General features: G+C 59.2%; 25 protein-coding genes. 17 read left to right on the top strand and 8 right to left on the bottom strand.

Features of this window, described 5'->3' with window-relative positions:
• Positions 1-236 precede the first annotated feature (236 nt).
• From ACP7EW_RS28175 to ACP7EW_RS28110, 14 genes are all read left to right on the top strand, one after another.
• On the top strand, positions 237-2,174 hold the full coding sequence (locus ACP7EW_RS28175; RefSeq protein WP_426221370.1) for a bifunctional 5-dehydro-2-deoxygluconokinase/5-dehydro-2-deoxyphosphogluconate aldolase: 1,938 nt from the start codon (positions 237-239) through the stop codon (positions 2,172-2,174).
• Positions 2,175-2,216: 42 nt separating this feature from the next.
• Positions 2,217-3,104, top strand: coding sequence for a myo-inosose-2 dehydratase (gene iolE / locus ACP7EW_RS28170; protein ID WP_016975567.1), 888 nt, complete (start codon positions 2,217-2,219; stop codon positions 3,102-3,104).
• A 3-nt stretch (positions 3,105-3,107) separates the two neighbouring features.
• Positions 3,108-3,896, top strand: coding sequence for a 5-deoxy-glucuronate isomerase (iolB, locus tag ACP7EW_RS28165; RefSeq protein ID WP_426221368.1), 789 nt, complete (start codon positions 3,108-3,110; stop codon positions 3,894-3,896).
• 29 nt (positions 3,897-3,925) lie between these two features.
• The gene (locus ACP7EW_RS28160; RefSeq protein WP_177078189.1) at positions 3,926-4,741 is read left to right on the top strand and encodes a TIM barrel protein; all 816 of its coding nucleotides are present in this window, start codon (positions 3,926-3,928) and stop codon (positions 4,739-4,741) included.
• Positions 4,742-4,751: 10 nt separating this feature from the next.
• On the top strand, positions 4,752-6,683 hold the full coding sequence (gene iolD / locus ACP7EW_RS28155) for a 3D-(3,5/4)-trihydroxycyclohexane-1,2-dione acylhydrolase (decyclizing) (protein ID WP_426221366.1): 1,932 nt from the start codon (positions 4,752-4,754) through the stop codon (positions 6,681-6,683).
• Between the two features lie 19 nt (positions 6,684-6,702).
• The gene (locus ACP7EW_RS28150; RefSeq protein ID WP_426221364.1) at positions 6,703-7,713 is read left to right on the top strand and encodes a Gfo/Idh/MocA family protein; all 1,011 of its coding nucleotides are present in this window, start codon (positions 6,703-6,705) and stop codon (positions 7,711-7,713) included.
• Positions 7,714-7,869: 156 nt separating this feature from the next.
• Positions 7,870-8,898, top strand: coding sequence for a Gfo/Idh/MocA family protein (locus tag ACP7EW_RS28145; protein ID WP_426221362.1), 1,029 nt, complete (start codon positions 7,870-7,872; stop codon positions 8,896-8,898).
• A 127-nt stretch (positions 8,899-9,025) separates the two neighbouring features.
• Entirely contained in the window at positions 9,026-9,202 is a 177-nt protein-coding gene (locus tag ACP7EW_RS28140; protein ID WP_177004141.1) for a hypothetical protein, read from the top strand.
• Positions 9,203-9,250: 48 nt separating this feature from the next.
• Complete coding sequence (locus ACP7EW_RS28135) at positions 9,251-10,186, top strand: sugar ABC transporter substrate-binding protein (protein WP_426221360.1); 936 nt, start codon at positions 9,251-9,253, stop codon at positions 10,184-10,186.
• Between the two features lie 54 nt (positions 10,187-10,240).
• Positions 10,241-11,794, top strand: a complete 1,554-nt coding sequence (locus tag ACP7EW_RS28130; RefSeq protein ID WP_426221358.1) for a sugar ABC transporter ATP-binding protein — start codon at positions 10,241-10,243, stop codon at positions 11,792-11,794.
• Positions 11,795-11,820: 26 nt separating this feature from the next.
• Entirely contained in the window at positions 11,821-12,843 is a 1,023-nt protein-coding gene (locus ACP7EW_RS28125) for an ABC transporter permease (protein ID WP_016975559.1), read from the top strand.
• A gap of 406 nt (positions 12,844-13,249) precedes the next feature.
• Positions 13,250-13,654 carry a TraR/DksA family transcriptional regulator gene (locus ACP7EW_RS28120; RefSeq protein WP_010564800.1) on the top strand — a complete coding sequence of 135 codons (405 nt, stop codon included), beginning with the start codon at positions 13,250-13,252 and terminating at the stop codon, positions 13,652-13,654.
• A gap of 95 nt (positions 13,655-13,749) precedes the next feature.
• On the top strand, positions 13,750-15,432 hold the full coding sequence (locus tag ACP7EW_RS28115) for a methyl-accepting chemotaxis protein (protein ID WP_426221355.1): 1,683 nt from the start codon (positions 13,750-13,752) through the stop codon (positions 15,430-15,432).
• A gap of 115 nt (positions 15,433-15,547) precedes the next feature.
• Positions 15,548-15,751: a hypothetical protein gene (locus tag ACP7EW_RS28110; RefSeq protein ID WP_033898225.1), complete on the top strand. Its 204-nt coding sequence runs from the start codon at positions 15,548-15,550 to the stop codon at positions 15,749-15,751.
• A gap of 7 nt (positions 15,752-15,758) precedes the next feature.
• Here the strand turns inward: ACP7EW_RS28110 and ACP7EW_RS28105 are convergent, their stop codons facing one another.
• The 3 genes from ACP7EW_RS28105 to ACP7EW_RS28095 form a co-directional block, all read right to left on the bottom strand.
• The gene (locus tag ACP7EW_RS28105) at positions 15,759-15,995 is read right to left on the bottom strand and encodes a DUF2789 domain-containing protein (protein WP_033898226.1); all 237 of its coding nucleotides are present in this window, start codon (positions 15,993-15,995) and stop codon (positions 15,759-15,761) included.
• 68 nt (positions 15,996-16,063) lie between these two features.
• Positions 16,064-16,294 carry a hypothetical protein gene (locus tag ACP7EW_RS28100; RefSeq protein ID WP_033898227.1) on the bottom strand — a complete coding sequence of 77 codons (231 nt, stop codon included), beginning with the start codon at positions 16,292-16,294 and terminating at the stop codon, positions 16,064-16,066.
• A gap of 110 nt (positions 16,295-16,404) precedes the next feature.
• Positions 16,405-16,680 (bottom strand): hypothetical protein, encoded by a 276-nt coding sequence (locus ACP7EW_RS28095; protein WP_426221353.1) that lies wholly within the window; start codon positions 16,678-16,680, stop codon positions 16,405-16,407.
• A gap of 417 nt (positions 16,681-17,097) precedes the next feature.
• Between ACP7EW_RS28095 and ACP7EW_RS28090 the strand changes: the two genes are divergently transcribed.
• Together ACP7EW_RS28090 and ACP7EW_RS28085 are read left to right on the top strand one after the other, a co-directional pair.
• Entirely contained in the window at positions 17,098-17,547 is a 450-nt protein-coding gene (locus tag ACP7EW_RS28090; protein WP_050554011.1) for a hypothetical protein, read from the top strand.
• 133 nt (positions 17,548-17,680) lie between these two features.
• The gene (locus ACP7EW_RS28085) at positions 17,681-18,697 is read left to right on the top strand and encodes an ABC transporter substrate-binding protein (protein ID WP_033898229.1); all 1,017 of its coding nucleotides are present in this window, start codon (positions 17,681-17,683) and stop codon (positions 18,695-18,697) included.
• Positions 18,698-18,749: 52 nt separating this feature from the next.
• Here the strand turns inward: ACP7EW_RS28085 and ACP7EW_RS28080 are convergent, their stop codons facing one another.
• Together ACP7EW_RS28080 and ACP7EW_RS28075 are read right to left on the bottom strand one after the other, a co-directional pair.
• Positions 18,750-20,876 (bottom strand): TonB-dependent receptor, encoded by a 2,127-nt coding sequence (locus ACP7EW_RS28080; RefSeq protein ID WP_426221351.1) that lies wholly within the window; start codon positions 20,874-20,876, stop codon positions 18,750-18,752.
• Positions 20,877-20,971: 95 nt separating this feature from the next.
• Positions 20,972-21,361 (bottom strand): DUF2946 domain-containing protein, encoded by a 390-nt coding sequence (locus ACP7EW_RS28075; RefSeq protein WP_016975551.1) that lies wholly within the window; start codon positions 21,359-21,361, stop codon positions 20,972-20,974.
• 93 nt (positions 21,362-21,454) lie between these two features.
• Between ACP7EW_RS28075 and ACP7EW_RS28070 the strand changes: the two genes are divergently transcribed.
• Positions 21,455-21,892, top strand: a complete 438-nt coding sequence (locus ACP7EW_RS28070; RefSeq protein ID WP_426221349.1) for a DUF3995 domain-containing protein — start codon at positions 21,455-21,457, stop codon at positions 21,890-21,892.
• A 28-nt stretch (positions 21,893-21,920) separates the two neighbouring features.
• Here the strand turns inward: ACP7EW_RS28070 and ACP7EW_RS28065 are convergent, their stop codons facing one another.
• The 3 genes from ACP7EW_RS28065 to ACP7EW_RS28055 form a co-directional block, all read right to left on the bottom strand.
• A complete protein-coding gene (locus ACP7EW_RS28065) occupies positions 21,921-22,397 on the bottom strand; it encodes a hypothetical protein (protein ID WP_426221347.1) in 477 nt (158 codons plus the stop codon).
• 57 nt (positions 22,398-22,454) lie between these two features.
• Positions 22,455-22,814, bottom strand: a complete 360-nt coding sequence (locus ACP7EW_RS28060; RefSeq protein WP_426221345.1) for a hypothetical protein — start codon at positions 22,812-22,814, stop codon at positions 22,455-22,457.
• 7 nt (positions 22,815-22,821) lie between these two features.
• On the bottom strand, positions 22,822-23,730 hold a 909-nt coding region (locus ACP7EW_RS28055), incomplete at its 5' end, for an RHS repeat domain-containing protein (RefSeq protein WP_426221343.1).

Genomic DNA, 23,730 nt, shown 5'->3' with positions numbered 1-23,730 from the left:
GTCTACAGGGTAGGCGCAAAAAAATACCCCGGCATCACGGCCGGCGTGGCCTGCTGAAACGATGCACTGTCGTGGGATGGCCCCTGTACAAGCTTAATGGAAAAAATATTCCAATGAAAAAATATCTGGAATAAATATTGATTGGTGTCGCCGGACGTTCTAGTCTGCTCCCACCAAGAGCGTTTGCCGTCGCCACGTCGGTGCAACGCAGGCTGATAAAAATAACAGGAGCCAGCATGGGCCAGACTCGTTTTGCCAGTGGGCGTCAATTGGATCTGATTTGCCTCGGGCGCCTGGGCGTCGACCTCTATGCGCAGCAAGTGGGTGCGCGGCTTGAGGACGTGTCCAGCTTCGCCAAGTATCTCGGCGGTTCTTCCGCCAACATTGCCTTCGGCACCGCCAGGCTGGGGCTCAAGTCGGCGATGTTGAGCCGGGTCGGTGACGACCATATGGGGCGCTTCCTGGTGGAGTCCCTGGCCCGTGAAGGCTGTGACGTCAGCGGCATCAAGGTCGACCCGGAACGCCTCACCGCCCTGGTGTTGCTCGGCCTCAAGGACCGCGAAACCTTCCCCCTGGTGTTCTACCGCGAAAACTGCGCCGACATGGCCCTGCGCGCCGAAGACATCAGCGAAGCCTTTATCGCCTCCAGCAAGGCGTTACTGATCACCGGCACGCATTTCTCCACCGACGGCGTGTACAAGGCCAGCATCCAGGCCCTGGACTACGCGGCCAAGCACAACGTCAAGCGTGTGCTGGATATCGACTACCGCCCGGTGCTGTGGGGCCTGGCGGGCAAGGCCGATGGTGAAACCCGGTTTGTCGCTGACCAGAATGTCAGCCAGCACGTGCAGACCATCCTGCCGCGTTTTGATTTGATCGTCGGCACCGAAGAAGAATTCCTCATCGCGGGCGGCAGTGAAGATTTACTCACCGCGTTGCGCAGAGTGCGTGAACTGACCCCGGCGACCTTGGTGGTCAAGCTCGGCCCGCAGGGTTGTACGGTGATCCACGGCGCTATTCCCGCGCGTCTGGAAGACGGCGCCATCTACCCCGGCGTGCGGGTTGAAGTGCTCAACGTATTGGGCGCCGGCGATGCGTTCATGTCGGGTTTCCTCAGCGGCTGGATCAACGACGCGAGTGACGAGCGTTGCAGCCAGTTGGCCAATGCCTGCGGCGGCCTGGTCGTCTCCCGCCACGCCTGCGCGCCGGCCATGCCGACGCCGGCGGAGCTGGAATACCTGTTCAACAGCCCCGTGCCGATTACCCGCCCGGACCAGGACGTGACCCTGCAACGCCTGCACCGCGTGACGGTGCCGCGCAAGGCCTGGAAACAGCTGTTCGTATTTGCCTTCGATCACCGCTGGCAACTGGTGGACCTGGCGCAAAAGGGCGGCCAGGACCCGGCGCGCATCAGTGATGCCAAGCAACTGTTTATCCAGGCCATCGAACGCGTCGAGAAAAAACTCGCCGAACAAGGGGTGGCAGCCGACGTCGGCTTGCTCGCCGACCAACGCTTCGGCCAGGACGCGCTCAACGCCGCCAGTGGCCGTGGCTGGTGGATCGCGCGCCCGGTGGAAGTGCAGAACTCGCGCCCCCTGGCGTTCGAACATGGCCGTTCAGTGGGCAGCAACCTGATCGCCTGGCCTCAAGAGCAGATCATCAAGTGCCTGGTGCAATTCCACCCGGACGACGAGCCGATGCTGCGCCTGGAACAGGAAGCGCAACTCAAGGCGGTGTACGAAGCGTCAATTGTCAGCGGCCATGAACTGCTGCTGGAAGTCATTCCGCCCAAGGATCACCCGTCCACTTACCCTGACGTGCTCTACCGCAGCCTCAAACGCCTGTACAACCTGGGTATCTACCCGGCGTGGTGGAAGATCGAGGCGCAAACGGCCGAAGACTGGAAAAAGCTCGACGAACTGATCCAGGAACGCGACCCGTACTGCCGTGGCGTGGTGTTGTTGGGCCTGAATGCGTCGGCCGAATTTCTCGCCGACGGCTTCCAGCAGGCCAGCCAGAGCACCACCTGCCGTGGCTTTGCCGTGGGCCGCACGATCTTCCAGGAACCGAGCCGCGCGTGGATGGCGGGCGAGATCGATGACGAGACTTTGATCCAGCAGGTGCAAGCCACCTTCGAACAACTCATTAACGCCTGGCGCAGTGCGCGTCGCTGAACCGCTTTCCGGCAACTTTGAAAAACAATAAAAGGTGCAGCCATGCCCGCAATCCGAATTGGCATCAACCCGATCTCCTGGAGCAACGACGACCTGCCGGCCCTGGGCGGTGAAACGCCCTTGAGCACCGCCCTGAGCGAAGGCAAGGAAATCGGCTACGAAGGTTTTGAACTCAACGGCAAATTCCCCAAGGACGCCAAGGGCGTCGGCGATGTGTTGCGCCCTTATGACCTGGCGCTGGTTTCTGGCTGGTACTCCAGCCGCCTGGCCCGGCGCTCGGTGGCCGAAGAAATCGAGGCCATCGCCGGGCATGTCGAGTTGCTCAAGCAAAACGGTGCCAAGGTATTGGTTTACGGCGAGGTGGCCGATTCGATCCAGGGCTCGCGCATCCGCCTGATCGAACGCCCACGTTTTCACAGCGAACAGGCCTGGCAGGACTACGCCGACAAGCTCACTGAACTGGCGCGCTTCACCCTGTCCCAGGGCGTGCGCCTGGCGTACCACCACCACATGGGCGCTTATGTTGAATCCCCGGAAGACATCGACCAATTGATGCGCCGCACCGGTCCTGAAGTCGGCCTTCTGTTCGATTCGGGCCACTGCTACATGGGCGGCGGTGAGCCTATCGAGGTGCTGCGCAAACACATCGACCGCATCTGCCATGTGCATTTCAAGGACGTGCGCAAACCTGTGGTGCAGTTGGCGCGCAACCAGATGTGGAGTTTTCCCGACTGCATCGTCAACGGCACCTTCACCGTGCCCGGCGATGGCGATATCGACTTCGCGCAATTGCTTGATGTGCTACTGGCCGCGCATTACGAGGGCTGGCTGGTGGTGGAAGCCGAGCAGGATCCGGCGGTGGCACCCAGCTATATCTATGCGAAAAAAGGCTACGACACCCTGCGTGCGCTTCTCAACGAGAGGACTTGAGTGATGAGCTTGTTGGTCAAAAGCAGTAAACGCGGCCAGACCATGGTCGCCCTGGGAGCCGGACGCCTGGAGTACGTGGGCTTTTGCGCCTACCGCCTGAGCCTGGGGGAAACCCTGCCGGTCAGCGCCGGTGATAAAGAACTGTGTCTGGTGCTGCTCAGCGGCCGGGTTAGCATCGAAGGCGAAGGCTTCAACTGGCAGAATCTGGGGGATCGCCAATCGGTGTTTGAAGACAAATCGCCGTTCGCCGCCTACCTGCCACCGGGCACCGATGCCCAGGTCACCGCGTTGAGCGACGTACAGATTGCCGTGTGCGCCGCACCGGGCGCAGAGGGCTACGAACCTCGCCTGATCCGCCCCGAAAACTGCAAGCGCAGCGTTCGCGGCAAGGGCGCCAACACCCGCTACGTGTGCGACATCCTGCCCGACAGCGAGCCGGCCCATTCGCTGCTAGTGGTGGAAGTGCGTACGCCGTCCGGGCATTCGTCGAGCTACCCGCCGCACAAGCACGACACCGACGACCTGCCGCACCAGAGCTTCCTGGAAGAAACCTACTACCACCAGATCAACCCGCCCCAGGGCTTCGTGTTCCAGCGCGTCTACACCGACGACCGCAGCATCGACCAGGCCATGGCCGTGGAAAACAGCGACCTGGTGGTGGTGCCCAAGGGTTACCACCCGGTCAGCGTGCCCTATGGCTACGAGTCCTATTACCTGAACGTGATGGCCGGCCCCAAGCGTGCCTGGCATTTCCACAACGACCCGCAGCACAGCTGGCTGCTAGACCTCTAATCAGCGGTTTGGACGGAGAACAACAATAAATGAAGTCGCCTCTACGTTTCGCCCTTAACCGCATGGTTGCTCCGCATCTGTCCCTGCCGGATTTCATCCAGTTGGCTGCAACGCTCAAGTGCGATGCCATCGAGATCCGCAATGACCTGGCCGACAAGCAGATCGAGTTCGGCACCCCGGCCAGCCGCGTGCGTGAATTGTGCGCGGTGCAGGGCATCACCGTGCTGTCGATCAACGCGCTGTACCCCTTTGATGTGTGGAACGACGAACGCCGGGCCCAGGCGATCAAACTGGCGACCTACGCCCGTGAATGCGGGGCCCAGGGCCTGGTGATGTGCCCGCTCAATGAACCGGGCGATACGCGCAATGAAGCCCAGCGTGCCGCCGGTTTGCGCACGGCCTTGAGCGAGCTGGCGCCGATCCTGCGCGACTACGGGATTCTCGGCTTTATCGAGCCTCTGGGTTTTGAGGAATGTGCCCTGCGGCGCAAGCGCGTGGCGGTGGAGGCGATCAAATCCATCGGCGGCCTGGATGTGTTCCGCCTGGTGCACGACACCTTCCATCATCACCTGGCCAGCGAACACGAGTTCTTCCCGGAACTGACCGGGCTGGTGCATATCTCCGGCGTGGACGATAGCGAGGCGCCGCTGAATTCGATTCGCGACGGCCACCGCGTGCTGGTGGGCGAGGGCGACATCCTGGGTAACGCCGCGCAGATCGACACCTTGCTCAGCACCGGCTACAGCGGCTACCTGTCGTTCGAACCGTTTGCCGAGAGCGTGCATGCATTGGCGGATATCCAGCAGGCGTTGGGGGCAAGCATCGCCCACCTGCAGAAACGATAAGGGGCGCGAGATGACCACCACACGATTGACCATGGCCCAGGCCCTGGTGAAGTTCCTGGATAACCAATACATCGAAGTCGACGGCGTGCAGAGCAAGTTCGTCGCCGGGGTGTTCACGATTTTCGGCCACGGCAACGTGCTGGGGCTGGGGCAGGCCCTGGAGCAGGATGCCGGCGACCTGGTGGTGCACCAGGGCCGCAACGAGCAGGGCATGGCCCACGCTGCCATCGGTTTCGCCAAGCAGCACCTGCGCCGCAAGATCTACGCGTGCACGGCTTCAGTAGGCCCTGGTGCTGCCAATATGCTCACCGCCGCCGCGACCGCCACGGCCAACCGCATCCCGTTGTTGCTGTTGCCCGGTGATGTGTACGCCAGCCGCCAGCCTGACCCGGTGCTGCAACAGATCGAGCAGTTCCACGACTTGAGCATCAGCACCAACGATGCCTTCCGCTCGGTGAGCAAGTACTGGGACCGCATCAACCGCCCCGAGCAGTTGATGACCGCCGCCATCCACGCCATGCGCGTGCTCACCGACCCGGCCGAGACCGGCGCGGTGACCCTGGCGTTGCCCCAGGACGTGCAGGCCGAAGCCTGGGATTATCCGGATTACTTCCTGCAGAAACGCGTGCACCGCATCGACCGTCGCCCGGCCACGGCTGCGATGATCAGTGATGCACTGGCGGCGTTCCGCGGCAAGCGCAAGCCGCTGATCATCTGCGGTGGCGGGGTGAAGTACTCCGGCGCCAATGCCGCGCTGCAAGCCTTTGCCGAACGCTTTGAGATTCCCTTCGCGGAAACCCAGGCGGGCAAGAGCGCCGTGGTGTCCAGCCATCCGCTGAATGTCGGCGGGATTGGTGAAACCGGCTGCCTGGCGGCAAACCTGCTGGCGCCCGAGGCTGACCTGATCATTGGCATCGGCACGCGCTATACCGACTTCACCACCTCGTCCAAATCGCTGTTCAAGCATGCCGACGTCAAGTTTCTCAACCTCAACATCAGCCCGTGTGATGCCCTGAAGCTGGATGGCGTGCAGGTGTTGGCCGACGCCCAAGTCGCCCTGGAAGCACTGGCGGATGCCCTGGGCGATTACCGTTCCGGCTGGGGCGGGCAGATCAGCGAGGCCAAGGCGCAGTTGGACGCCGAAGTGGACCGTGTGCATCAGGTCGAATATGCCGGCGACGGTTTTGTGCCTGAGGTCGACGACCTCCTGGACCGCGCGGTGCTGCGTGAATTTATCGAGCTGACCGGGTCGTGCCTGACCCAAAGCCGCGTGCTGGGCGTGCTGAATGAAACCCTGGCCGACGACGCCATCATCGTCGCCGCCGCCGGCAGCCTGCCCGGTGATTTGCAACGCGCCTGGCGCAGCAAGGGCGTGAACACCTACCACGTCGAGTACGGCTATTCGTGCATGGGCTACGAGATCAACGCCGCCCTGGGCGTGAAACTCGCCGAACCGAGCAAAGAGGTCTATGCCCTGGTCGGTGATGGCTCCTACATGATGCTGCACTCGGAGCTGGCTACCTCGATCCAGGAGCGGCGCAAGATCAACGTGGTGCTGCTGGACAACATGGCGTTCGGCTGCATCAACAACCTGCAGATCGGCAACGGCATGGACAGCTTTGGCACCGAGTTCCGCTACCGCAACCCCGAGAGCGGCAAGCTCGACGGTGGCCTGGTGCCGGTGGACTTCGCCATGAGCGCAGCGGCCTATGGCTGCAAGACCTACAAGGTCAGCAGCGTGGAACAGCTGCAAGCCGCGCTGGCCGATGCGCGTACGCAAACGGTATCCACGTTGATCGATATCAAGGTGCTGCCCAAGACCATGATCCACGGCTACCTGTCGTGGTGGCGGGTGGGCGTGGCGCAGGTTTCCACCAGCGAGCGCACAAATGCCGCCGCAAAAAAACTCAATGAACACCTGGCGAAGGCCCGGCAGTACTAATAAAAAGAGGAGTGTTTGTATGTCTTTGAAGCTCGGTGTCATCGGTACAGGCGCTATCGGCCGGGACCATATCCGTCGTTGCAGCCAGACCTTGCTCAACAGCCAGGTAGTAGCGGTGACCGACATCAACCTGGAGCAGGCCGCCAAGGTGGTGGCTGACTTGAATATCAGTGCCGAGGTGTACGCCGACGGCCATGCGCTGATCAATTCCCCGGAAGTTGAAGCGGTACTTGTCACCTCTTGGGGCCCGAGCCACGAAGAGTTCGTGCTGGCCGCCATCGCCGCCGGTAAACCGGTGTTCTGCGAAAAGCCCCTGGCGGTCACCGCCGAAGGCTGCCGCAAGATCGTCGATGCTGAGGTGGCGTTCGGCAAGCGCCTGGTGCAAGTCGGCTTCATGCGCCCGTACGACGAAGGCTATCGCGCCCTCAAAGCCGTGATCGACAGCGGCCAGATCGGCGAGCCGCTGATGCTGCACTGCGCGCACCGCAACCCGACGGTGGGCGAGAACTACAAGACCGACATGGCGATCACCGACACCCTGATCCACGAACTGGATGTGTTGCGCTGGCTGCTCAACGACGACTACGTGTCGGTGCAGGTGGTATTCCCGCGCAAATCCAGCAAGGCGCTGGCCCATCTGCGCGACCCGCAGATCGTGCTGCTGGAAACCGCCAAGGGCACGCGCATTGATGTGGAAGTGTTCGTGAACTGCCAGTACGGCTATGACATCCAGTGCGAAGTGGTGGGGGAGACCGGCATCGCCAAGCTGCCGGAGCCGTCCCAGGTGCAACTGCGCAGTGAAGCGAAGCTGTCCAACGCGATCCTGATGGATTGGAAGGACCGGTTTATCGGGGCCTATGACGTGGAGTTGCAGGCGTTCGTCGACAGCGTGCGCGCCGGCCAAATCGGCGGGCCGTCGGCGTGGGATGGCTTTGCGGCGGCAGTGGCGGCGGATGCATGCATCGAGGCGCAGAACAGTGAGCAGATTGTGAAGGTGAGCCTGCCGGATCGTCCGCACTTCTACGGCTGATCACCATCGCACAGGTGGAGTGCAATCAGTGTGGGAGCGGGCTTGCTCGCGAAAGCGGCATGTCAGACAAAAAATCTTCATCTGACACACCGCTTTCGCGAGCAAGCCCGCTCCCACAGTTGAATTGGGTTTCCACTTCAATTGAGGAGTGTATGTATGCGAATTGGATTGGTCGGCTACGGCCACGGAGGGCGCTTCTTTCATGCGCCGCTGATTGCAACACTGCCCGGCGCTACGTTTGTTGGCGTGGTGACACGCTCGTCGGAGCGACGACAGCAATTGAACACGGACCTTCCCGGTGTAAAGGCCTTCGACTCCATCGGCCAGATCGTCGAGGCCGGTGTCGACGCCCTAGTCATCTCCACCACCCTCAAAGGCCGCCCGGCCTTGGTGCTGGAGGCCATCGAACACGGTGTCACCGTGGTCAGCGATAAACCCTTCGCCGCCAACGCCGAACAGGCCCAGGCGCTGATCACCGCCGCCGAGCGCCAGGGCACGCTGCTTAGCGTGTATCAGAACCGGCGTTGGGATTCGGACTACCTGACCCTGCGCAAGCTCCTCGACGCTGGCGCCTTGGGCAAGATCACCCGCTTTGAGTCCCGCGTGGAACGCTACAGCCCGCACGCCGTGGGCAACGCCAGCGGTGGTGGCTGGCTGCGCGACCTGGGCAGCCATTTGGTCGACCAGGCGTTGCAACTGTTCGGCCCGGTGGATCGGGTGTTTGCCCAGCTGCATTACACCGCCGAACACCCCACGGTGGATCACGGTTTCTTTGTCTCACTGACCCATGCCAATGGTGTGATCTCTCACCTGTGGGGCAACGCCTTGCAAAACAGCCAGGCACCGCGTTTTCGCGTCAGTGGCAGCGCAGGCTGTTACACCGTCGAAGGCCTGGACGGCCAGGAAGAAGCATTGATGGCTGGCAAATCGCCTAAAACCGAAGGTGAGCACTGGGGCGCCGAAGAGCATCGACGTTGGGGCTGGTTCGAGCAAGGTGCGGAGCGTGAGCGAGTCCCCTCGGAGAAAGGCTGCTGGACGCAGTTCTATCGGCAGTTGCAATTGGCGGTACAAGGGCAGGGACCCTTGCCGGTGGACGCCTACGACGCCCTGGAAACCACCCGTATATTGGACGCCGCACGCCTCAGCGCCGAGCGCCAGCAGGTGGTTTCAACAAAAATAGAATAAAATTCTAAAACAGGTTGATATGGAAATTATTTTCCAATAAAGTCTTTTCCAGGTTGCATAAAGTACGTTTGGACTCGATCCGGGCGACTCAACAAAAACAAGATCAAAAACAACCAGGTACCGTCAGATGAAAATCTTCAACGCTGTACTGCGAGTTTTACGCCCTGCCAAAGCGCCCCGCGGTCTGCCCCGCGCCCGGCCGTTCTACTTCTCCTTCCTTAATGTGCTGTGCGTCGAAAACAAAGGCGCGCTGGTGTGCTGCATTCCCGGTGCACCCGTCGTCCGGCTGCCTGCCGAGCTCTGATAAACGCAACGTCCAAAAAACCAACAAGAAAGTGGAGACAGACCGTTCATGAAGACCCCGATCCGTTTTACCGCCCTGGCCTTGTCCATGCTGCTCGCCAGCGGTGTTGCCTCGGCTGCTGATCTGAAGATAGGCGTGAGCATGTCCGCCTTCGATGACACCTTCCTGACCTACCTGCGCGAAGACATGGACAAGCAGGCCAAGTCCTATCCCAAGGGCGATGGCGTGCAATTGCAGTTCGAAGACGCCCGTGCCGACGTGGTCAAGCAACTGAGCCAGGTCGAGAACTTTATCAGTCAGAAAGTCGACGCGATCATCGTCAACCCGGTGGATACCGCGTCGACCAAGAACATCATCAATGCCGCCACCAAGGCCGGCATTCCGCTGGTGTTCGTCAACCGTCGTCCTGACCAGAAGGACCTGCCCAAGGACGTAGTAGCAGTGACATCCGACGACGTCGAGGCCGGCAAGCTGCAAATGCAGTACATCGCCGAAAAGCTCGGTGGCAAGGGCAAGATCGTGATTCTGCTGGGTGACCTGGCGAACAACTCCACCACCAACCGCACCAAGGGGGTGAAGGAAGTGCTGGCCAAGTACCCGGACATCAAGATTGAGCAGGAACAGACCGGTATCTGGCTGCGTGACAAGGGCATGACCCTGGTTAACGACTGGCTGACCCAGGGCCGTGAGTTCAATGCGGTACTGGCCAATAACGATGAAATGGCCATCGGCGCGTCCATGGCCTTGAAGTCGGCAGGCACCAAGCCTGGCACGGTATTGATCGCCGGTGTGGATGGTACGCCGGATGGTTTGAATGCGATCACCAAGGGTGACTTGGCGGCGTCGGCGTTCCAGGACGCCAATGGCCAAGCGGTGGGTTCAGTGGAAGCGGCGCGCAAGATGGCCAAGAAAGAGCCTGTCGAGCAGAACCAGATCATTCCGTTCCAGCTGATCACGCCGGAAAACGTCAAAGACTTCAAATAACAACAATAAGCCGGCAGGGCGGTCTTGGCCGCCCTGCAGATGGAGTACGTTCCTATGCTCGCTCAAGCGACTGTCTCGCAGCCTCCCGGTATCCAGCCCGTCGGGTTGGAAGAACCCTACCTGTTGGAAATCACCAATATCAGCAAAGGCTTTCCCGGCGTTGTAGCCCTGGCGGATGTGCAACTGCGGGTGCGCCCCGGTTCGGTGCTGGCGCTGATGGGCGAGAACGGTGCGGGCAAGTCGACGCTGATGAAAATCATCGCCGGCATCTACCAGCCCGACGCTGGGGAAATCCGCCTGCGTGGCAAGCCGATCGTGTTTGAAACACCCCTGGCGGCCCAGAAGGCCGGGATCGCGATGATCCACCAGGAACTCAACCTGATGCCGCACATGAGCATCGCCGAGAACATCTGGATCGGCCGCGAGCAGCTCAACAGCCTGCACATGGTCAACCACCGCGAAATGCACCGCTGCACTGCCGAATTGCTGGCGCGCCTGCGCATCAACCTGGACCCCGAGGAACACGTGGGCAACCTGAGCATCGCCGAGCGGCAGATGGTCGAGATTGCCAAGGCGGTGTCCTACGACTCCGACATCCTGATCATGGATGAGCCGACATCGGCCATTACCGAGAAGGAAGTGGCCCACCTGTTTTCGATCATTGCCGACCTCAAGTCCCAGGGCAAAGGCATCGTCTACATCACCCACAAAATGAACGAAGTGTTTGCCATCGCCGATGAAGTGGCGGTGTTCCGAGACGGCCACTACATCGGCCTGCAGCGCGCCGACAGCATGAACAGCGACAGCCTGATCTCGATGATGGTCGGCCGTGAACTGAGCCAGTTGTTCCCGGTGCGCGAGACGCCCATCGGCGACCTGTTGCTGACGGTGCGCGACCTGACGCTGGACGGCGTGTTCAAGGACGTGTCGTTCGACCTGCACGCCGGCGAAATCCTCGGTATCGCCGGCCTGATGGGCTCGGGCCGTACCAACGTGGCAGAAACCATTTTTGGCATCACCCCCAGCAGCAGCGGCCAGATCACCCTGGATGGCAAGGCGGTGCGCATCACCGACCCGCACATGGCCATCGAAAAAGGCTTCGCGCTGTTGACCGAGGATCGCAAGCTCAGTGGCCTCTTCCCGTGCCTGTCGGTCCTGGAAAACATGGAAATGGCGGTGTTGCCGCACTACACCGGCAACGGCTTTATCCAACAGAAAGCCCTGCGCGCACTGTGCGAAGACATGTGCAAGAAGCTGCGGGTGAAAACCCCGTCCCTTGAGCAGTGCATCGACACCTTGTCCGGCGGTAATCAGCAGAAGGCCTTGCTGGCGCGCTGGCTGATGACCAACCCGCGGCTGCTGATCCTCGATGAACCCACCCGTGGCATCGACGTAGGCGCCAAGGCAGAGATCTACCGATTGATTTCATTCCTCGCCAGCGAAGGCATGGCGGTGATCATGATTTCCTCCGAATTGCCCGAAGTGCTGGGCATGAGCGACCGGGTCATGGTGATGCACGAAGGCGAATTGATGGGCACCCTGGACCGTAGCGAAGCGACCCAGGAAAAAGTCATGCAGTTGGCCTCCGGGATGACGGCAGTCCACTGACGTACAGAATAAGAAGGTGATTGGCTATGAACGCAATAACGGACAACAAACCTGCGACGGTGCCGACTAAAAGTCGTCGACGCATGCCCACCGAGCTGAGCATCTTCCTGGTGCTGATCGGCATCGGCCTGGTCTTCGAGCTGTTTGGCTGGATCGTGCGGGACCAGAGTTTCCTGATGAACTCCCAGCGCCTGGTGCTGATGATCCTGCAAGTGTCGATCATCGGCCTGCTGGCGATCGGCGTGACCCAGGTGATCATCACCACGGGGATTGATCTGTCCTCCGGCTCGGTGCTGGCGCTGTCGGCGATGATCGCCGCGAGTTTGGCCCAGACTTCCGATTTTTCCCGTGCGGTGTTCCCGAGCCTGACCGACTTGCCCGTATGGATCCCGGTGGCGATGGGGTTGGGCGTGGGGCTGCTGGCGGGGGCGATCAACGGCAGCATCATCGCCGTCACCGGCATCCCGCCGTTCATTGCGACCCTGGGTATGATGGTCTCGGCCCGTGGCCTGGCGCGTTACTACACCGAAGGCCAGCCGGTGAGCATGCTCTCGGACTCCTACACGGCCATCGGCCATGGCGCGATGCCCGTGATCATCTTCCTGGTGGTGGCGGTGATCTTCCATATCGCCCTGCGCTACACCAAGTACGGCAAGTACACCTACGCGATTGGCGGCAACATGCAGGCGGCGCGAACGTCGGGCATCAACGTCAAACGCCACTTGATCATCGTGTACAGCATCGCCGGACTCTTGGCTGGCCTGGCGGGTGTGGTGGCCTCGGCACGTGCCGCCACCGGCCAGGCCGGCATGGGCATGTCTTATGAGCTGGATGCGATTGCGGCGGCAGTGATCGGCGGTACCAGCCTGGCAGGCGGGGTTGGGCGTATCACCGGCACCGTGATTGGCGCGCTGATCCTTGGGGTGATGGCCAGCGGGTTTACTTTTGTCGGAGTGGACGCGTATATCCAGGACATCATCAAAGGCTTGATCATTGTGGTGGCGGTGGTGATCGACCAGTATCGTAACAAGCGCAAGCTCAAACGCTGACTCAATCTAAAAATGTGGGAGCGGGCTTGCTCGCGAAAGCGGTGAATCAGTCACAGGTGTGTTGACTGGGAGACCGCATTCGCGAGCAAGCCCGCTCCCACAGGGGCTCATCGCCGATCAGTTTCAACCGTTTGTCTTCTATATAGCTCCACAACACTGAATTTCTTGCTATAAACGCACTCCGATGACCATTCGCCGAGCCCGTCCTGGTGCTTTTGGGGGTTATCTCGGAAAAATTGCCTGTCTTTTCAGTTGCTGCGCCCTCAAGTCGGCCTTAGACTGCCGCCCCTCGTAAATTGAGTGCCGGGTGGCGCTTGAAATGGATGGCGCCCTTCCGAGACCTGCAGAGGTCGGCCGGAACGCTCCCTTATTCGCCTTAATGCACGTATTTTTTATAGAGAAATCAATGACAAAGGAAAAGTTGCTGGCCATGCCGGCGGATGACTACATGAATGCCGAACAGCACGCTTTTTTCGAGCAGTTGCTGCAAGACATGAAAGTGGAACACCACGAGCGCATTGAACAGAACCGTATCGCCATTGAAAGCCTGGACACCCCGGCTGACCCGGCTGACGCTGCTTCCGTTGAAGAAGAGCGCACCTGGCTGGTCAACGCCATTGACCGCGACCAGCGTATGCTGCCGCAGCTGGAGCGTGCACTGGAGCGCATCAAGGAAGATTCCTTCGGCTGGTGCGATGACAGCGGCGAGCCTATCGGCCTCAAGCGCCTGCTGATCAGCCCGACCACCAAGTACTGCATCGAAGCGCAAGAGCGCCACGAGCAGATCGACAAGCATCAGCGCCAAGCCTGATGCGGTGAAGCTGGGGGACCGTCCTGCGGTTTCCCAGGGAAAGACCCGTTACACCCTGTCTATTGATCTGTTGCAAGCTACCCCACTAAAGGCCCATGGATAATGGCCCGATAGTGGCGTTTAATGCAGCGACAATAATGACAAGCAGTGGGGTAACGAAGATGGCTGGAGACGGATCTCTGATGGGCGCAGCAGTGTCACCGCAAACGGTGGCGCGCGGGCTGCCCGGCTGGCTGACGCCACTGTTGCAGAGCACCGTCCTGGTGTTGGTCCTGCTTGGGTTGGCGCTCGCCAGCCTGCCGCTCTACCTTTGCCTGCCACTGGCTCTGCTGGTGATCTGGCTGCCTCGATTGAAAAGTCGCACACCTGTTATCGCATCTTCCGATGCCGTCGATGCCATCGGCGAATTGACGCGCGACCTGTCCTACACCACCAGTCATAACGCGTTGTCCGCCGCCGGTGTGGCCTATTCGGTCAAGCAACTGGCCGCGCGCGTGCAGTCGCAGCTGGGCGCGGCCAAGCAGATTGTCAGCAGTGCCGAGGTGATGATCGGCACTGAAAAGGTCACCTCCCAACTTAGCCGCGAAGCGCTTGGTGCCGCCAGCCAGGCCCATCAACGCAGCACCGAAGGCCGCGAAGTGCTGGCCCAGTCGATCACCCGCATGCACCAGCTCAGCCAGCGTGCGAATGCCAGCCGTGAACTGATCGAAGCCTTGAGCCTGCGCAGCGAGGAAATCCAGCGGGTGACCCTGGTGATCCAATCCATTGCCAGCCAGACCAATCTGCTGGCACTCAACGCGGCCATTGAAGCGGCGCGGGCCGGTGAGCATGGGCGTGGGTTTGCGGTGGTGGCGGATGAAGTACGCGGGTTGGCGGGGCGTACGGCCACGGCCACCGATGAAGTCGGGGTGATGGTCGCGGATATCCAGCAACGCACGGCCCAAGTGGTGGAGCAGATTCGCCAGCTCTCGGCGGACCTGCATACCGGCGTCGAGCAGGTGGAGCACGCCGGTGAGCAGCTGCAAAGCATCGCCAGCCTGGCGGCGGATGTGGAAGGCCAGGTCAATGAGATCGCCCAGGGCACCGACACCAACCGCACCCAGCTCGACAGCCTGTTCCATGCCGTGGAACAGATGCGCAGCGACCTGGCCGTCAGCGACCAGCAAACCCGCCAGTTGGCCGACGCTGCCGTGCAGATGGAAGGGCAGGCTGAAACCATCAGCGAGCGCCTGGCGGAAGTCGGGCTGGATGACTATCACCAGCGCATCTACGACCTGGCGCGCGAGGGGGCGAGCCGGATTGCTGCGCAATTCGAAGCCGACGTGCAGCAGAACCGGATCAGCCTGGATGACCTGTTCGACCGCAGTTACACGCCGATCGCCAACACCCGCCCGAGCAAATACCACACACGCTTTGACGGCTACACCGACCAGGTGTTGCCGGCGATCCAAGAAGCGCTGCTGCCACGCCATGAAGGCTTGGTCTTTGCCATTGCCTGCACGCCGCAGGGCTATGTGCCGACGCATAACAAGGCGTTTTCCCACGCGCTGACCGGCGATGCGCAGGTGGATGCGGTGCAGAACCGCACCAAACGCAAATTCGAAGACCGCACCGGAATCCGATGTGGCAGCCACCAGCAGGCCGTCTTGCTGCAAACCTATACCCGCGACACCGGAGAGCTGATGCACGACTTGTCGGTGCCGATCATGATCAAGGGCCGGCATTGGGGCGGCTTGCGCCTGGGCTATAAACCCGAAGCGGTGAAGGGCGGACGCTAGGGATTATTGCTGTTTATGCAATGGAGCTATTCCGGGGATAGCTTTTTCCAACTGGAAGAAAACCGTAGCATGGCCAACATTGTTAGCCAGCTAACTAATGCTGCGGAGAAGCTCCATGCAAAACAAAGTCGATGTCGCCGTGATGATTGGCAGTGGCGTACCCCAAACCCTGCGTGCGCTGGGCCAGAGGGCCTGCTGGGTGGTGTTGCTCAACGGTGAGCAACGCGGTACGGCGTTCGCCAGTCGCGATGAAGCGGAGGAGTGCAGGGCTGCCTGGCAGGCGCTGTTGCGCCTGGAACAGTCGGACAGCCTGCATTGAGACGGGTTTATTGCGATTGATGCAGGCGTTGATTCAGCTCATCCACGGGAATCGCCCATTCAGCGTCCTCGCGCAGCTCTTCTTTCAGAAAGGCTGCTTGCTGTTTAGACCAGAACGGCGCATCGATCAGCTTTACATCTTCAGGCAAGGGATGCGCGACGATAAAGGCGTCGATGGCGTCCGGGGTTGAATCCAGGCCCAATTGTTCGAACAGGGTTTCAAGGGTAGGAATTGGCGCGTCCATATCGTTCTCCATGCAGGGTGGTCGTTGTACATGGGAGGGTTACGGAGCAGCAGAGTTCTATCGGATTGTCAGGAATTCAAGGCTCCGGCATCCACAGCAGCTTTCAGGGCCTTGGCGGATTCCTTGGCTGCGAGGGCAGCAGCGTCGACGGTTTTGAACCAGCGGTCCTTTTCCACTTGATGGGTGGTGACAGTGGTCAGCGGTGGCTTGGCCCGCATGATGATCACTGCTTGAAACTCACCGTCTACTTCCCTTGCGTCGCCATGGATGAAAAATTCGCCGATATCAAATTCCGTCACGTAGAGCCTTCCCTTGGAGATAACTGCACTGGTGAAGCCTGGCCCGCAGGGCGCATACTTCGGTGGACGGGCCAGTATGGCAGTTGTTGCAGGTCGGCGGCGCAGTTAAGTTATCGGGCGGATGAAACGACCGCTCCGTGAGGTGCCTGCAACTGGGCTTCAAGTGTCTCGGCCAGTTCACACGCCTTGACATGGCCGCTGCGAAAGCCTTTGATTCGGCCGCTGAGCACTTCACGGATATGGAAAAAGTTTTTGCCGGCAGGTACGACTTGGTAAAGAACCGAATCCGGGTACCCGTCGAAGCCGCCCAAGCGGTAGTATTGAGCCTCGCCCTGGCATGATGAACGGGTGTGCGAAGACATTGCATTGTAGGTTGATCGTTGCATGGCCTGCTCCTTTCGATCGATCCGGTTGACTTGATTGCAACGTTTTGGGTGGTTTTGATCGGTGCTGCTGTTTTAGTATTGTCGTCGGCGGCCAGCGCCCGGTTCCATGACAGCGTGTTTATTTGTGTTTGCATGTCGGAAAACCGCATTTTTAATTAGGTTATTTTCTGAAGTTGGTCGGCCCGTATTCTCGGGCTGTTGAACCTGTGATCTCCTGTGATGCCTGATGACCTTGCACAAGGTCCATCGCGTACGTCTGTACTAGTCTTATGGCGCGACAGTGGGATCTTCTTCAGTTTTTTTCACAGAATGAGTGATGTAACCGAGCCGTTATGGCCGTTTTTTTGTGCTGCCCGCTCTCGCGGACGGCGCTCTTTTCGATGTGGGGGCGTTTCCTTGGCAGTCAGTAATCTGGATATGCATGCGTTGTTCGTGCTGGGTGATTTGCGCGCAAAGTTGGTCAAGCAGTTTCAATCCCGTTTTGTTTACATCACCGAGCAGACGCCGGAAGGCATCTACATCGCCGAGATCGACACCGAGGCGGCGATGGTGGTGGATGACAAGCCACGCCTGGAGCTCAAAGTCGGCGATCATTTTCGTGCGGCGGTATTGCCCAGTCGTGAAGGTGGCAAGTTCGAATTGAAATTCCGCGACATCAAGTTGACGGTTTATGGCCTGGGCGACTACGCCTTTGTGTCCTCGGCCGAAGGCCAGGGCATCGTGTTCAAGGAAGGCCACAGTGTGATGCTGGTGTTTGCCGCCAACGAGCAACTGCAGGAAGGCCTGACCAAGACCCTGAAGGCCGTGACCGGCAAGGCCGCCAAATGGCGCAAGGGTGAACTGGTCACGTTCAAGGCCAGCGAATAAGCATCAAATTCCTCGAACACACGTTATCTCCCGGAACCTCTACTACAGTTGAGTTGACTTAACTATTCAGAGGCTTCGCGCTTATGTAGCAAAGCCGTCCGCTGTCTGCTGCGATATCGCGAGGTGCAAGGGCATGAAAGGATTGAGAACACTGTTGGCGGCGTCCGTGGCGACCTTGAGTTTGTCAATGACCGCACTGCCGGTTTCGGCCGCCGAGAAGCCAGTGCACTTTGCCGATTTGAACTGGGAAAGCGGCAGCCTGATTACCGAAGTGCTGCGAGTGATCGTCGAGAAGGGCTATGACTTGCCCACCGACACCTTGCCTGGCACCACCATCACCCTGGAAACCGCCCTGGCGAAGAATGACATCCAGGTGATTGGCGAAGAATGGGCGGGCCGCAGCCCGGTGTGGGTCAAGGCCGAAGCCGAAGGCAAAGTGGTTGGGTTGGGCGACACGGTCAAAGGCGCGACCGAAGGCTGGTGGGTGCCGGAATACGTGGTCAAGGGCGACCCCGCCAAAGGCATTAAGCCCCTGGCGCCGGAGCTCAAGAGCGTGAAGGACCTGGCGCGCTACAAGGACGTGTTCAAGGACCCGGAATCCCCCGGCAAGGGGCGCTTTCTCAACAGTCCCATCGGCTGGACCTCGGAAGTGGTCAATAAACAGAAGCTCAAGGCCTATGGGTTGGACGACAGCTATGTGAATTTCCGCAGTGGCTCGGGCGCGGCACTGGATGCCGAGATTGCCTCATCGATCCGCCGGGGCAAGCCGGTGCTGTTCTACTACTGGTCGCCAACGCCGTTGATGGGGCGCTACAAGTTGATCCAGCTGGAAGAGCCGCCGTTTGATGCCGAGGCGTGGAAGACGCTGACAGATGCGGATAATCCTGATCCAAAACCAACACGCTCGTTGGCCTCCAAGTTGAGTATCGGGGTGTCGACGCCGTTCCAGAAAGAGCATCCGCAGATTGCGCAATTCTTCGAGAAGGTCGAGTTTCCGATTGAGCCGCTGAACAAAGCCTTGGCGACCATGAGTGAGAATCATACGGCGCCACGGGACGTGGCCCAGGCGTTTTTAAAGGAACACCCAGAAGTTTGGAAAGCCTGGTTGACTGAAGAGGTGGCGCAGAAAGTTGAGGCGAGTCTGAAGTAAGAATGCGCATACATTGTAAGAGCCCGGCAAACCGGGCTCTTACATTCAAGTGTTAGAACTTGGTTTGCACCGCCAGCTCAAATGTCCTCGGCGAGCCCAGGTAATACGCCGGCGACACATGCGCAAACTCGGCATACACCTCATTCGTCAAGTTGCGTACCCGGCCCGTCACCGAGGTGTGCGAGTCCACTTTATAGCGCAGGAACGTGCCGAACAGCGTGTAGGCCGGCACCGTCTGGGTGTTGGCGTTATCGGCGTATACCTCGGCCACATAACGAGCATCCACCCCCCCTTGCCAATCCTCGGCAAAATCATAGGTCAGCCACAGGTTTCCCACGCGCTTGGGCACGTTGGTTGGTGTATTGCCTTTGCGAGAGACCACTGCGCCACTGGCGATTTTCTCGTTGAAGTCGTCGTACTCGGCGTCGACCCAGGCGAAGTTACCCTCCGCCAGCAGCCTTGGCGTGATGCGCAACGAACTGGCCAACTCGATGCCTTTGGATGACTGCGCGCCGACCGGAATGCTGTTGGTCGGGTCCTGCGGGTCGGTCACGGCAAAATCCTTGCGCTCGATCTTGTACGCGGCCACGGTGGCCGAGCCACGGCCGTCCAGGTAATCGAACTTGCTGCCCACTTCCCACTGTTTGCCCGTCGAAACATCAAACACTTGCGTGGTGGTGTTCGGCTGCTCGGCGGCGGTGCTGTATTGCACATACACGTTGGCCGACGGAATGAACTGGTAAGTCAGGCCGACGCGACCGGTCACCGGTTCCCAGCTGCGCTTGAAGTGGCGTGGATTGGTGGCGGTGATCGCGCGATGGTTGGTGACGTCCAGGTCGATGGCGTCGTAACGCAGGCCGGTGAGCAGCGAAAGTTTATCGGTGAGCCCCAGGCGGTTCTCCACGAACAGCGCCTTGGTGGTGACCTCGTTGGTCTTGTCCTTGCCGAACTTTTCACGGGTTCGCGGGATGTCGTAGAAGTGTCCAGGGTTGTAGTTGTTCGGATCCACGCTGCTGTTGCCCGGCACATTCAGTGGGGTGTTGGTGGTGCTGTTGACCTTGTATTCGAAGCCTCCGGACCAAGTGGTCGACAAACCGAAAATACTGTCATCGTGGCGCAGCTCCAACTGGTTGCCGTTCTGTTCGCCCTGGTGGCGTACCTGATAGGCCGTCGAGCGGTTCACCGCGCTGTTATCGGCGTTGTATTGGTAGGTTTCCAGGTTGCGATAATCACGCTGGCTGTCCAGGTGATAGAGGGTGTTTTTCAGGGTGGTGTTGTCGTTGAGGCGGTAGTCGATGATCGAGCGCGCCCAGATCGTGCGCTGTTCATAGCGGCCGTCAGCAACGTTGTAGTTGTTGAAGCGGTTGTGCTTGTCGATCTTAAGCTCACCCACTTTGGGATTGAGCACCGGCGTACCCCAGTAAGGGCTGTCTTCATGCTCATCCTGGTATTCCAGCGCCAGGGTGTGAGACAGGTTGGGCGTGAGGTCGCTGAGCAGGGAAAACGCCAGGCTCCAGGCCTCGCGCTGGTCGCGGTCAATGTAGCTGTGATTGGTGTTGCGGCTTACATCCAGGCGCGCGTAGTGCTGCACCTCGGCGCCGGGTTCGGTCAGGGCGTGATTGACGCCAAACGCCATGCCGGCGGTGTCATAGCTGCCATAGGTGAGCTGGCCTTCGGCGGCCTGTTCCTCGCGGGTGGCCAGCTTGGTCACGTAGTTGAGCGAACCACCCACGGAGCCGGCGCCGTTGATCAAGGAGGAGGGGCCGCCTACCAACTCCACCCGGTCATAGATCCAGGCATCCACCGGCCGAGCCAGGCCGGTGGCAACATTGATCCCGTTGAACATCTGGGTGATCTGGCTGCTGGTAAAACCACGGTAGGAGACAAACCCGCCAAACCCTGGCGGGGCGCTGGCATTCACGCCAGGCAAGGTGTTGGCAGCGTCGCGGAAGGTCTTGGCGCCATGGCGCTCGATGTCATTGCGGTTGGCGATAGCCACCGATGCTGGAGTTTCGCGCACACTCAAACCCAAGCGCGAGGCCATGCCGCTGGATTGATCCAGGGCCAGGCCAGGCTCGGCGGTTTGTTCGCCATCAATGGTGGTCGGGGCCAACTCAAGGGCCCAGGCGCAGACAGGCAGGCAGCCGAACAGGCCCGCCAACAGGGGAAGATGTTTCATGGTTGAATCCTGAAAAACTTGGCTTGAAAACAACGCACAGCCGCCCGTACGTCCTCGCGGAAACGGTGGTCAGTGCAGATTGGAAAGCGAAGGGATCAGGCGAAAGCAGGCGGTGCGCGCGGATTAGCCGCAGGCCAGGTGAAGCGGGCAGGAATGTCGGCAGCCAGGACAATGGCCGGCGGCGGTGCATGGGGCTGTGGCAGTACTGCCACATTCAAGCTGGAACTCAGCGCCGGGCCCATGCCACCGGTGGAGCACAGCGGGCAACCAAACGCCTTGGACAGCGTTGGCAGGTTCTCTTCAGTGGAGTTGGACGGCTTGGGCGCCTGAGTTCGCGGGTCTACCGTACAAAACTGACCACCGATGCCATTGAGCTGCATCCCGACCATCTGCCCATGACCGATACTGCAGGCGAACACATTGAACAGGACGCAGCAATAGAGCATCCAGGCAATGAGCGAGCGGTCGGCACGAGCGATTTTCATGGGGCGGCACTTTACCATCAGCCGCCGACGAAATGCCTGCATAAAATCTCCAGGCGACTATCCTCTTTCGCACCTTTTAAGGGAGAGCCAGCCATGAGCTTTGTTGTCGCACGATGGATTGTCGGCATTTTCACCTTCATCAGCATGGTGCATTTGTACTGGGCCGCCGGAGGCAAACTCGGCTTCCAGGCCGCCATTCCCCAATTGCCCGGCGAATTCGCTCGCGGGCCGAAACCAGCGTTCAAACCCTCCGCGCTGGCTACGTTTCTGGTTGCCATGGGGTTAGTGGGGATTGCACTGATGGTGTGTCTGCGGGCCGGGCTGTATTTCTCGGCGGTGTCCCACGGAGCCTTACAGTGGGGGATCAGTGCGATTGCGCTGGTGATGTTTGCCAGGGCGATTGGGGATTCGGAGTTGGTGGGGTTTTTCAAGAAGGTCGGTGGGTCGCGGTTTGCGCGGTTGGATACGTATTTTTATTCGCCGTTGTGCCTGGTGTTGGGGGTGGGGTTGTTGGTGGTGGCGTGGGGGTGAGGGGGACTGACGCAGCGTTTCTAAAAAACTAGAAGAAGAAAAACAGGCCTGTTCGGTTTTTGATCGCAAGGGTGTTTAGATCCATTATTTTTCTCATAGTAGATGAGTTTTCGTGCGTCAAATGGTCGTTGAGAATCTCTACGGTTTTTGTGAGATCCGCAAGGTTGTAAATGGCTTTGTCTTCGTAATCGTCGATTATTTTTCCAAGTGTGATGTTTATCGCTTCTAGCGTGCCTGATTGAAGAAGTTGTTGGTACTCTTCATGGTTGAGGGTAACGCTTTCGAGTAAAGATTCTGGGCATTCGTCTATGTCTAATAAACGCATGGCCTCTAAGGTGAGTGGGGTCAAGATTACTTTCATTTTTTTGTGTGCCTGTTTGTAAAAATGCGTGGCTTCATTGTATTCGCTTTGCGTTCTACCTATTGGTGGTGAATACGGAGCAGGCTTGCTCTGCGCTGCGCTGCGCTGCGCGGCCCAGCGCGAGCAAGCTCGCTCGCTCGCCACAGGGGCTCATTTGCCTTGGCGAGCGGGGTTGCTGTAAATGGGCTCGGGCGCTCGCGTTCAACTATTAGACTTGGTCGTGTTGTGATACCGCTCTAAACAAGTCAAAAGAATTTGTATGAATTTTCTCTGATCAGTTACAGGCGCGCTGAAGTAGGTTGCCATATTTTTAAAAACCTCATCAAAGTCATCATTTATAGCTAGGTAGTGTGTGATCGAGGTAATGAACCACTCTTGCTCGGCCCTGCTGTAATCTAAAAATTCTGGCTTGGTCAATTCATCAAATAGCTCGATGAGTTCTTTTTCGTTATTTACGTCCTTTGAAGCGATGAGTTTTTCTCGCTCAAAGTCATCCGTATTTTCAATGTCGTAGGTGAAAAGTAGTCCACGGATTATTGACATGCTCGGCTTGTTTGTCATTTTCTAGTCATTTCTCCGTGTATGCGGTTTTCGGTTTGCCTTGATTATTTAATATCACTCTTGCTTTACGCTGCTGACTATATTCCATATTGGTTTTGGAATATCCCTCACCAACTGTTTTGCCCATGTCCATAGGTTGTAGCGATGCTGCGAGTCCATTTCTTCTAAAAATAAGCTGGGCTCGATATATCGAGTTTAACTGATCCCTGTGACTGAGATAATGCGTTGCGGCGGGCGGATATTTAGGCTCCCCTACGTTCGGCCCAGATGTGTAACGCTCAATAGTTCCTGTCGTCGGGTTTCTTGCGGTGTTCAAACGTTCGAGTTGAGACGCGAGTGTAGTCTGTGCTCCGTGTTTCTCTAGAAAGTGTGCTCCTGGCGTTGCCTTCTCCAATTCGTCTAGGCGCCTATATGCGTTCGCCTCAGCAAGCTCATCAATTCTTTCCTGACGCTTAGCGCGCGTCAGTTGCGGTAAAGTGGGCTCTCCGACGTTGACGCTTGGCGAAGAGCGTTGAGGGGTAGCGCCTTGTTTGCAGCCGTCTCCACCAGGGCATGAGCTCAACCCTAACGGATCCACCCATCCTGTTGGATTGGGTACGTATTGGTACGCATTAATCCCACCCGCCAATTTTACCGGATCCGGCGTCAGGTAACGACCGACATCCGGATTGTAGTAGCGGTGGCGGTTGTAGTGCAGCCCGCTTTCTGGGTCGAAATATTGGCCCTGGAAACGCAGCGGGTTGTCGACTTTTCCTATGTCGAGACGGCTGATTTCGCCGTAGGCGCGATAGTGCGCGGACCAGACGATTTCGCCGTTGGCATCGGTGAGTTCCTGCGGCGTACCCAAGTGATCCAGTTGGTAGTGGTAGGCCTTGGTTTCCTTTGGACCAAAGCCTTCCAGCAGCGCCAATGGCCT

The organism is Pseudomonas sp. DWRC2-2, from assembly GCF_049897885.1.
Classification (GTDB): domain Bacteria; phylum Pseudomonadota; class Gammaproteobacteria; order Pseudomonadales; family Pseudomonadaceae; genus Aquipseudomonas; species Aquipseudomonas azotoformans_A.
The sequence above is the reverse complement of the archived record's forward strand: the minus strand, read 5'-3'. Positions and strand labels throughout refer to the sequence as shown.

What these genes read in the sequence shown, in the direction of transcription:
- ACP7EW_RS28140 (WP_177004141.1), top strand. Translation starts at nt 9,026, where the DNA reads ATGAAAATCTTCAACGCTGTACTGCGAGTTTTACGCCCTGCCAAAGCG.
- ACP7EW_RS28070 (WP_426221349.1), top strand. Translation starts at nt 21,455, where the DNA reads ATGAGCTTTGTTGTCGCACGATGGATTGTCGGCATTTTCACCTTCATC.
- iolB (WP_426221368.1), top strand. Translation starts at nt 3,108, where the DNA reads ATGAGCTTGTTGGTCAAAAGCAGTAAACGCGGCCAGACCATGGTCGCC.
- ACP7EW_RS28125 (WP_016975559.1), top strand. Translation starts at nt 11,821, where the DNA reads ATGAACGCAATAACGGACAACAAACCTGCGACGGTGCCGACTAAAAGT.
- ACP7EW_RS28150 (WP_426221364.1), top strand. Translation starts at nt 6,703, where the DNA reads ATGTCTTTGAAGCTCGGTGTCATCGGTACAGGCGCTATCGGCCGGGAC.
- ACP7EW_RS28145 (WP_426221362.1), top strand. Translation starts at nt 7,870, where the DNA reads ATGCGAATTGGATTGGTCGGCTACGGCCACGGAGGGCGCTTCTTTCAT.
- iolE (WP_016975567.1), top strand. Translation starts at nt 2,217, where the DNA reads ATGCCCGCAATCCGAATTGGCATCAACCCGATCTCCTGGAGCAACGAC.
- ACP7EW_RS28095 (WP_426221353.1), bottom strand. Translation starts at nt 16,680, where the DNA reads ATGCAACGATCAACCTACAATGCAATGTCTTCGCACACCCGTTCATCA.
- ACP7EW_RS28175 (WP_426221370.1), top strand. Translation starts at nt 237, where the DNA reads ATGGGCCAGACTCGTTTTGCCAGTGGGCGTCAATTGGATCTGATTTGC.
- ACP7EW_RS28120 (WP_010564800.1), top strand. Translation starts at nt 13,250, where the DNA reads ATGACAAAGGAAAAGTTGCTGGCCATGCCGGCGGATGACTACATGAAT.
- ACP7EW_RS28105 (WP_033898226.1), bottom strand. Translation starts at nt 15,995, where the DNA reads ATGGACGCGCCAATTCCTACCCTTGAAACCCTGTTCGAACAATTGGGC.
- ACP7EW_RS28115 (WP_426221355.1), top strand. Translation starts at nt 13,750, where the DNA reads ATGGATAATGGCCCGATAGTGGCGTTTAATGCAGCGACAATAATGACA.
- ACP7EW_RS28160 (WP_177078189.1), top strand. Translation starts at nt 3,926, where the DNA reads ATGAAGTCGCCTCTACGTTTCGCCCTTAACCGCATGGTTGCTCCGCAT.
- ACP7EW_RS28080 (WP_426221351.1), bottom strand. Translation starts at nt 20,876, where the DNA reads ATGAAACATCTTCCCCTGTTGGCGGGCCTGTTCGGCTGCCTGCCTGTC.
- ACP7EW_RS28110 (WP_033898225.1), top strand. Translation starts at nt 15,548, where the DNA reads ATGCAAAACAAAGTCGATGTCGCCGTGATGATTGGCAGTGGCGTACCC.
- ACP7EW_RS28060 (WP_426221345.1), bottom strand. Translation starts at nt 22,814, where the DNA reads ATGACAAACAAGCCGAGCATGTCAATAATCCGTGGACTACTTTTCACC.
- ACP7EW_RS28085 (WP_033898229.1), top strand. Translation starts at nt 17,681, where the DNA reads ATGAAAGGATTGAGAACACTGTTGGCGGCGTCCGTGGCGACCTTGAGT.
- ACP7EW_RS28075 (WP_016975551.1), bottom strand. Translation starts at nt 21,361, where the DNA reads ATGAAAATCGCTCGTGCCGACCGCTCGCTCATTGCCTGGATGCTCTAT.
- ACP7EW_RS28135 (WP_426221360.1), top strand. Translation starts at nt 9,251, where the DNA reads ATGAAGACCCCGATCCGTTTTACCGCCCTGGCCTTGTCCATGCTGCTC.
- iolD (WP_426221366.1), top strand. Translation starts at nt 4,752, where the DNA reads ATGACCACCACACGATTGACCATGGCCCAGGCCCTGGTGAAGTTCCTG.
- ACP7EW_RS28090 (WP_050554011.1), top strand. Translation starts at nt 17,098, where the DNA reads ATGCATGCGTTGTTCGTGCTGGGTGATTTGCGCGCAAAGTTGGTCAAG.
- ACP7EW_RS28130 (WP_426221358.1), top strand. Translation starts at nt 10,241, where the DNA reads ATGCTCGCTCAAGCGACTGTCTCGCAGCCTCCCGGTATCCAGCCCGTC.